This is a genomic window from uncultured Flavobacterium sp., assembly GCF_963975005.1.
GTDB lineage: Bacteria > Bacteroidota > Bacteroidia > Flavobacteriales > Flavobacteriaceae > Flavobacterium.
The window spans coordinates 1-9,350 of record NZ_CAXBFR010000114.1; the positions used below are offsets into that span (position 1 = coordinate 1).

Sequence of the window (9,350 nt, forward strand, 5' to 3'; positions counted from 1 at the left end):
TCACAGAAGAACTGACTTAATTCGTTTTGGTAAATTTACTGGAAGTTCATATATCTGGCCTTGGAAAGGTGGCGTTGCAAGTGGCGCTCCTACTTCTTCATATAGAAATTTATTTCCAATTCCTTCATATGCATTATCAACAAACCCTAATTTACAACAAAACCCTGGTTATTAATATTTAAATTCTATAAAAAATGAAAAATATAAAAAATTCTTTAATCGCATTATTTGGGATACTTGCTATCTCATCTTGTACAACCGATGATGTTCAAGACAGACCTATCATTCAAGGTGTTGATTCTCCTGTTTTAACAGCGCCAGATAATTCTAGTACTTATACATTATTACTTGAAAATATGACACAACAAGCCGAACGTTTTGTTTGGTCAGCTGCTAATTATAATGGCGATGTTGTTGTTAGTTACACTTTGGAAATGGATATAGAAGGAGGTGACTTTTCAACTCCTCAAACTCTAGGTGGAACAATTGGGGCTCTTCAACTACCTGTTACAGTTGAAACTTTAAACGATGCTAGTTTAGCATTAGGGGCAACAGCTTTTAATGCTTCTAATTTTGACATAAGAGTAGTTTCAAGCGCTTCTGGTTTTGATATGATGGCGTCTAATAAAGTTACAATAACTATTATTCCATATACTTCTATTGACCCAGTTCTTTATATGGTAGGTGCTCCACAAGCATATTATGGATTAAACGGCTGGGATAATTCAACTGCAGTTGAAATGAGATATATTGGAGACGGTATAACTAAAGTTTTTGAAGCATATATTAAAGTAGCAGCTGGTGAAGGTTTTAAATTCATTGGTGAACAAGGTACTTGGGATAATGGAAATTTTGGAACTATAGGTGGTGCACAAGATGGTGTTTTAGAAAATTCTGGTGGTAGTTCAGACATTAAAGTTGCAGAAATTGATGGTTCTGGGTTATACTATGTAAGAGTCAACATAGATAATTTAACTTACAAAGCAGTTAAGATGAATTGGGGAATTATAGGTGATTCTACACCAAACGGTTGGAATGGAGAAACTGTTATGACATATGATTTTAACTCAAATTCATATTCAATAACAACTACTTTAGCTAATGGAGAGTTAAAATTTAGATCTTCTAATACAAGTCAATTCATTTTTACTGAAGATTGGAAATTTAATGTAGGAAATAGCGATCCAAAAGTTGCATATGATATTAATGCTCCTAATTTCCCTATAACTGCAGGGTCATTTACTTTAGGTCTTTCTGTTGACTTTCTTGGTAATGCAACAGTAACAGGACTTTAAAATAAACATAATAAATGGGGCTGTAAAAACAGCCCCATTTATTTTATAAAATTCTTTATGAAAAAAATATTAATATTACTCACATTAACGATTACTTTACTTTCAAATGCTCAAGTAACCATAACACCTTCAAGTTTTAATGTAACTGATCCAATAACTATTACAGTTAACTTAGCTCAAAGCAGTTGTAACTCAATACCAACTTCTTCGACCAAAGTTTACATGCATGCAGGAATAGGAGATGATACGAATGCCTTTGGGTTTTCTGTAGTTGGAAACTGGGGACAAGATGATGGAATTGGGTTAATGACAAACCAAGGAGGCGGTATTTGGAGTATAACAATTACACCAAGTACTTATTTTAATATAAATACAACGCAACAAACTAATGCTACTAAACTTGGTTTAGTTTTAAGAAATGCTGCTGGTAATCAAGAAATGAAAAAAACACCTAGTTGTTCTGATTTTATTTTTAACGTGGGAACTTTTCAAGTTAATTTAACTTCTCCAACTAATAATAGTACAAACATAATTACTTCTGGAGGGAATTTAAATGTTACAGCTACCAATACAAGTGGAAATGCTTCCTATAATTTAATGGCTAACGGAGTTTCAATCAATTCAAACTCTTCAACTTCAAGTTACTCTTTCAATCATACAAATATAACTGAAAACACTAACTATGAATTAGTAGTTACACAAAATTCAACCGTAATAAATAGGAACTTCAATGTAATTGTAAATCCAAATACAACTACACAAGCATTACCTTCAGGTTTAGAAGATGGAATTAACTATAACTCATCAGACGCAACTAAAGCAACTTTAGTTTTAGATGCACCAAATAAAGATTTTGTTTATGTTGCAGGAAGTTTTAACAATTGGCAACCCAATGCAACCTATGCCATGAAAAAAGATCCTAGTTCTACTAAATTTTGGTTAGAATTAACAGGATTAACTTCGGGACAAACTGAAACTTATCAATATTGGGTAGTTGATCAAACTCCTATTGCAAATTCACCTTTATTGGTTAAAACTGCTGACCCATACTCTACTCTTGTTTTGTCTCCTTATGATGATCCTTATATATCAGCTGCTTCATATCCAAATATGCCAACTTACCCAGCTGGACAAGAAAGAGAAGTTACAGTATTAAAAACAGGACAAACACCATATAATTGGCAAGTAACTAATTTTACTAAACCAAATAAAGACAACTTAGTAGTATATGAAGTGTTGATTAGAGATTTTGATGCCAATAGGAATTTTCAAGATTTAATTAATAAAATTGACTATTTCAAAAACCTAAAAGTTAATGCTATTGAATTATTACCTGTGATGGAATTTGAAGGTAATGAAAGTTGGGGCTATAACACTTCTTTTCACATGGCATTGGATAAATTTTATGGAAATGGTGATAAATTAAAAGAATTTGTAGACTTATGCCATCAAAATAACATAGCTGTAATTCTTGATGTTGCCTTAAATCACGCTTTTGGAAGAAATCCAATGGTAAGAATGTGGATGAATGATCCTGATGGTGATGGTTGGGGCAGCCCAAGTTCAGAAAGTCCTTATTTTAACCAAGTGGCAACACATAGTTATAGTGTTGGAAATGATTTTAATCACCAACAAGCAAGAACAAAAAACTATGTAAAAAGGGTGGTTAAACAATGGATTCAAGAATATAAAATTGATGGATTTAGATGGGATTTAACAAAAGGATTTACTCAAAACGCAACAGGAAGTGATTCTCAAACAAATGCATACCAACAAGACAGAGTTGATGTTTTAAAAGATTATGCTGATTATTCTTGGTCACTTGATCCAACTCACATTGTAATTTTCGAACATTTAGGGCAAGATAATGAAGAACAACAATGGGCAAATTATCGTTTAAATGAAGGGAAAGGAATTTTAATGTGGGGTGAATTATTTGAACCTTACAAACAACTAGAATTGGGTTATACCACAAATGCAAGTATAACAAGAATGGGACATGTTAGTAGAGGCTTTACTGGCAAAAGATTAATTGGATATCCAGAAAGTCATGATAAAGACAGATTAGTATATGAAGCAATAACTTATGGAAATAGTAGTGGAACAAGCCCAATTAATGGAAATCTAACAAATTCTATTATGAGAATGTCTGCCATTGGAGCAACAAGCTTATTAATACCTGGTCCAAAGATGATTTGGCATTTTGGAGAATTAGGCATGAATAATTCAATATACACTTGTTCAAATGGAAGTGTAAACACTGAAACGGATTCAACACCAGGTAACTGTAAATTAGATACTAAGCCTCAACCTCAATGGACTAATAATTGGCTAACTGATGCTACACGAAGTGTTGTATATAATAATTGGTCTAAGTTTATAGATTTCAAGAAAAACTTACCCGTTTTTAATGGAGATTACACTATTAGCCCTGACGGAAATAATTTTAAGCAAAGAATATATGTTTTCGACAATACAATTGCATCAACAGAATTAAAAAATGTTGTGATTTTAGCTAATTTTTCGGTTGACGCACAAAATATAATTCCTAATTTTCCTTACACTGGAACTTGGTACAATTTAATGGACAACTCTCCTTTAACTGTTACAAGTACTTCATCTCAAATAAATATTCCTTCTGGTGGTTTTAGAATTTACGGAAATCAACCTGCAATCTTAAAAAATGAAAAATTTAATTTTGACACTAGTTTTATTCTTTATCCAAATCCAGTTAATGACTCATTTGCCGTGTCTATAGACACAAAAAGAATAGAAATTTATAACGTAACAGGACAACTAGTAAAATCATTTACTAATAAATTTAGTGATGAATCAGTATCTGTTTCAGATTTACAAAAAGGAATTTATTTAGTTAAAGTAATTGACATCAATAACAATCAAGCCACTAAAAAATTCATAAAACAATAAAATAAATGTCGAGTTAGTTTATTTTAAAATGCAAAACCTTCTAAGAAATTAGAGGGTTTTGTTTTTTTATAAAAATTTTTAAATAAAAAAAGCCCAAACTTTCGTCTGAGCTTTTGTGCGGGTAAAAGGAGCAGTTTTAAATATTTAAAAAAATAAATAACAAATAAAAATTCGTTTAAAACCTTGTTGCATAGTGATTTAATTAATGTTTGTGAATTTTATTAATTTCTATTAATTTCAAACAATTCAATAATTTAGGGGAATAATAGGGGAATTAAATAATTTATTTAATACTTTAGCATATAACTTTAAAAACTGTTATATGGCTACTGGGAAATTTCGAGTTAAAACTAATAACGAATGGAATACAATTTATTATAGGTTTAAACATAGTAAGGAATTCGATATTGAAATATCAACTGGACTGAAAGCTCCTAACAAAAGATGGAGCGAAGCCAAATGTGAAGTTTTATCATCAAAAGATTTTGATAGTGATAGTATAAATTCAACAATAAAAGATTTAGACAGATTTGTAATTGGTGAATACAACAAAGACTTAAAGGAAGGTGTCATATTTAATAGTAAATGGCTTAAAGAAAAATTAAAAATATTTTTAAATAGAGAAACTAATAACCAACTAATTGACGATAATATTTTCTTAACAAATTACATTGATAAATTTATTCAAGAAGCTAAAAACAAAAAAACAAGAAATAATACTTTAATTAAACCAAGAACAATTCAACATTACAATACAACTCTAAATAAAATAAAATCCTTTGAGGAATTTTATAATTTAAAACTTAAAATTATTGATGTTGATTTAAAATTTCATGGAAAATTTATTGAATTTCTTGAGTCAATACAAAAGCTGAATCCAAATACTATTGGCGGTTATATTGACGACATTAAGTTAATAATAAATAATGCAGACAAAAAAGGTTTAGAAATTAATAGAGAAATAAAATTAAATGAGTTTTATACTCCAAGCAATAAAACAAATGATATTTACTTAAAAGAAGCTGAAATCAACTCTATCCATAATCACAAGTTTGAATTGGACTATTTAGATAATGCCCGAGATTGGTTCATTATCGGATTACGAACTGGATTGAGAATTTCAGATTTTTTGAAACTTACTAAAAAAAATATTGTAGATGGTTTTATTGAAAAGAATACTTTAAAAACTGACTACCCTGTAATCATTCCTATACACAAACAAGTGCAATTTATTTTAGATAAAAGAAATGGCAAATTTCCTCGTGAAATTAGTGATCAAAAATTTAATGAATATATTAAAAAAGTTTGCGAAGAAGTTAAAATAAATGAAGTTGTTGAAGGTGCAAAAATGACAGAAATTAAAGTCACGAAAAAAGGCAAAGAAGAAATCATATTCAGAAAAAAAAATGGAAAATTCAAAAAATATGAGTTGGTTACTTCTCATATTTGTAGACGTTCTTTTGCTACTAATTTATATGGCAAAATTGACACTTTAACTATTATGAAAATTACTGGTCATACAACAGAAAGTCAATTTTTATCTTATATAAAAATAACTAAAAGAGAGTATGCTGAAACATTAAAAAATTATTGGATTAAAATGTCTGCTATAAATTAATTTTTATTAAATCTACATCAAGCACTAACTTTTTTTTTAAAAATACAACTACGTTTTTTTTATTCTACTAAATAAATTATTTAGAAACGTTATAAATTAACCCCAGAAAACACTTTTTAATTTATTTTTTTCGATGAATGGTAATTTTTTGCAGACAAAATACTCGTAAGATAAAATTTACGGTTTTACCGTAAATTTATAAGATATAAATTACTTAAGTTTGAATGTTGAATTTTAGACACTTCAAAATTAAACAGTTATGACTCGTAATAAAACACTTCTTTTCTTTCTCACAATCACTTCAATTTCTATGTTTTCCCAAGATGTTTTATGGGAAAAATCACTAGGTGGAAAACACGCTGAATTCTTATATGACACTCAACCAACAGCAGATTATGGTTTTATTCTTGCTGGAAGTTCTTTGTCTGATAAATCTAAAGATAAAGAGGTTATAAATCATGGAGATTTGGATTATTGGATTTGGAAAATGAAAGAAGATGGAAGTTTAGATTAGCAAAAAAGTTATGGAGGAAATGGTTCAGACCAATTAATTAGTTTAAAACTAACCAGAGATGGTGGTTTTATACTTGGAGGCTCCTCCAATAGTGACTCAAAAATTATTGGTGACAAAGAAAACCTTAAAAAAGAAAAGTGCTTTGGAAATGAAGATTTTTGGGTTTTAAAATTAAATGCTAATGGTGGAGAAGAATGGCAAAAAACTTTAGGGGGTTTTGCTCAAGACAATTTAGTAGAAGTAATATTAACTAAAGATGGAGGATTTATTTTAGCTGGAAGCTCTTCTTCTGGCAATAACGGTAATAAAGAAACTATTGGTTATGGAGCTTTAGATTATTGGATAATTAAACTAAACAATAAAGGTAAAGTAGAATGGCAAAAAAGCTATGGAGGAGCTTTTAATGATGAGTTTAAAAGTATTATTGAAACTCACGATGGAGGCTTACTAATTGGAGGGTATTCCAATTCTCCTTTTTCAGGAACAAAATTAGAGGATTCAAAAGGAGGCAATGATTTTTGGGTTATAAAAACTGATAAGGATGGAAATGAAGAATGGCAAAAAGTTATAGGAAGCAGATACGATGATCAATTAAGTACTGTTATACAAGACAAAGAACACAACTACATTATAGCAGGATCTACAAGTGATAAAGCTGAAGGCAAGAATAGAGATATGCAGGTTTTACAACTAGATGAAAAAGGAGAAATAATCTGGAAAGAAAACTACGATTTTTCAGATAGAGATGTTCTTTCAACCATAATCAAGAGTAACGATGATACTTATGTAATTGGAGGATTTATAGAAAAAAAATCAAAGTCTGGACAAAAAAACTGTAATTACATGCTATTCAAAATAAATAACAAAGGGGAGAAGCTGTGGGATAATGAACTAAAAAGTCAAGCAAACGATATCTTAAGAAAAGTTATAGAAACAAGAGATGGTGGCTACTTATTATCAGGTACTAGAAAGAAAAAAGGATCTTCTGACTTTTTAGTCATAAAATTAAAAGATAAAGATAAACCGCCTACAGAAAAAATTAACATAGAGGCCTTCCCTAACCCTGCTCAAAGCTACACCAATGTAATAATTAATTATGAGTATAGTTATGGAACTGCAACACTTTATGACCTAAATGGACGAATGATAAAGTCTGAAAAAATTGATGGTAGTAGAACGATTCCAATTGATTTAAGCGGATTACCTCAAGGTATTTATATTATAGCTATAGATACTGATGTGCAAAAAGATGGAATTAAAATAATGAAAAATTAAAAATATGAGAATTAAAATATTATCTATTATTGGTTTATTTTCTTTAATAGGATTTTCACAAGTAGGCGACCCTCTTACTTTACCAAACTACACACCACCTTCTCCAGATGCATTTGCAATAACAAAATATGGAGATGTACCTATAAATGAATTTACAGGAATGGTAAGTCAAACAATTCCATTATATACTTACAAAGCTGGACAACTTGAATTACCAATATCAATTAACTATACAGGAGCAGGAGTTAGAGTTGACGATTTGCCTACTTGGGTTGGTATAAATTGGACTTTAAATGCTGGAGGAGTTATTACAAGAAATGTAAATGATATTGCAGATGAAAAATCAACTACTAGATTAATAGTTTCAGACATCCTATTAAATGATTATTCACTTAATACCGAAGATGGCACTCAACAAGCAATTGATATGAGAGATTTTATTGAAAATGGACAGGTTGACTCTGAAGTTGATATTTTTCAGTTTTCGTTTCCAGGTGGTTCTGGTAGTTTCTATTTTGATGAAAATTTTGAACCTAGACAAGTTAAATATGACAAAGAATTTAAAATAGAATTAACTGGAAATATTGGGCAAAATAATAAAACAAGACTGTTACTAAATAAAGAATTTGCAATAACAACTACAGATGGTATTAAATATTATTTTGGAGGAACTGAAACAGAAGAAACCACAAGGCTTTACACAACAAATGCAGTTATGGATAGCCCAACTAACACTGGTGTAACTGCGTTCTATTTAACTAAAATAGAGCACCCAATCAACGGTGTTATCCTTTTTGAATATACAAATGGATTGCCACAAAAAACAGTTCCAATGCAGCAAATACAAAAAATAGAAAAATTAATTTTTATTAGTAATTCACAAGTTGGATGTAATTCTGAGGGCATTAATACTACTTCTATACAGAATACTTCTGTTAGTATTAAAATTGTAAATCCAAAATATTTAATTAAAATTAAGTCTTCAAATAATATAGAAACCGTTAAATTTAATTCTAGTGATGTTAATAATTTAAATTTTAAAAGAGTATTGAATAAAATTGAAATTGATAAAGATACAGATTATCAAAATCCACCCTTTAAAACTATAGATTTTGAATATACACCTTTTTCTCAATCACAATCTCCTTTTGGTTATTCAGATACGACTAAAAGATTTTTCCTAAAAAAAATCACTTTTAATGAAGACAATTCATATTCTCCAAATACACAAAGCGGCAGAAGAAATGATGTATATTCATTTGAATATAATAATTATTCACAATTACCAAAAAGATTTTCATTTTCCCAAGATTATTTGGGTTTCTTTAATGGCAAGCCTAATACAAGTTCAATACCAGATGACAATTTTTCAAATCCTAATAATCAACCTAATTTTGCAGACAGAAATCCCGTTTTCGGTTATGCATCAATAGGGACACTTAATAAAATAACTTACCCAACAGGTGGTTATACAAAATTTGAATATGAAGGAACAAAAGCTAAAATTAAAAATTATAAAAATATTAATTTATGGGCCTATAGAAATCATCAAGAATTTGTAAATCCAAATTTATTAATATCTGGCATACCTGAAATTACTACTGAAGGAACTATTTATGGCTTAAATAACATTTATGAAACTCAATCCATTGATATTAAGGTAACGTTAGTTGCTGGACCAGCTTCTGAAACATCAATTATTCCACAAAATGAATTTGCT

General features: G+C 29.6%; 6 protein-coding genes and 1 pseudogene. All 7 read left to right on the forward strand.

Annotated elements, in window-relative coordinates; all coding sequences use genetic code 11:
* Window positions 1–175: RagB/SusD family nutrient uptake outer membrane protein (locus tag AACZ53_RS11950; RefSeq protein ID WP_339838744.1), on the forward strand; the 175-nt coding region annotated here is incomplete at its 5' end.
* Between the two features lie 19 nt (window positions 176–194).
* The gene (locus AACZ53_RS11955; RefSeq protein WP_339838732.1) at window positions 195–1,295 is read left to right on the forward strand and encodes a SusE domain-containing protein; all 1,101 of its coding nucleotides are present in this window, start codon (window positions 195–197) and stop codon (window positions 1,293–1,295) included.
* Window positions 1,296–1,352: 57 nt separating this feature from the next.
* Complete coding sequence (locus AACZ53_RS11960; protein WP_339838734.1) at window positions 1,353–4,223, forward strand: alpha-amylase family glycosyl hydrolase; 2,871 nt, start codon at window positions 1,353–1,355, stop codon at window positions 4,221–4,223.
* 322 nt (window positions 4,224–4,545) lie between these two features.
* Window positions 4,546–5,841, forward strand: a complete 1,296-nt coding sequence (locus AACZ53_RS11965; RefSeq protein ID WP_339838737.1) for a phage integrase SAM-like domain-containing protein — start codon at window positions 4,546–4,548, stop codon at window positions 5,839–5,841.
* Window positions 5,842–6,100: 259 nt separating this feature from the next.
* Complete coding sequence (locus AACZ53_RS11970) at window positions 6,101–6,355, forward strand: hypothetical protein (protein WP_339838740.1); 255 nt, start codon at window positions 6,101–6,103, stop codon at window positions 6,353–6,355.
* A gap of 675 nt (window positions 6,356–7,030) precedes the next feature.
* Complete coding sequence (locus tag AACZ53_RS11975) at window positions 7,031–7,630, forward strand: T9SS type A sorting domain-containing protein (RefSeq protein ID WP_339838742.1); 600 nt, start codon at window positions 7,031–7,033, stop codon at window positions 7,628–7,630.
* Window positions 7,631–7,634: 4 nt separating this feature from the next.
* Window positions 7,635–9,350 (forward strand): annotated as a pseudogene (locus AACZ53_RS11980) (hypothetical protein); the annotation flags it as partial.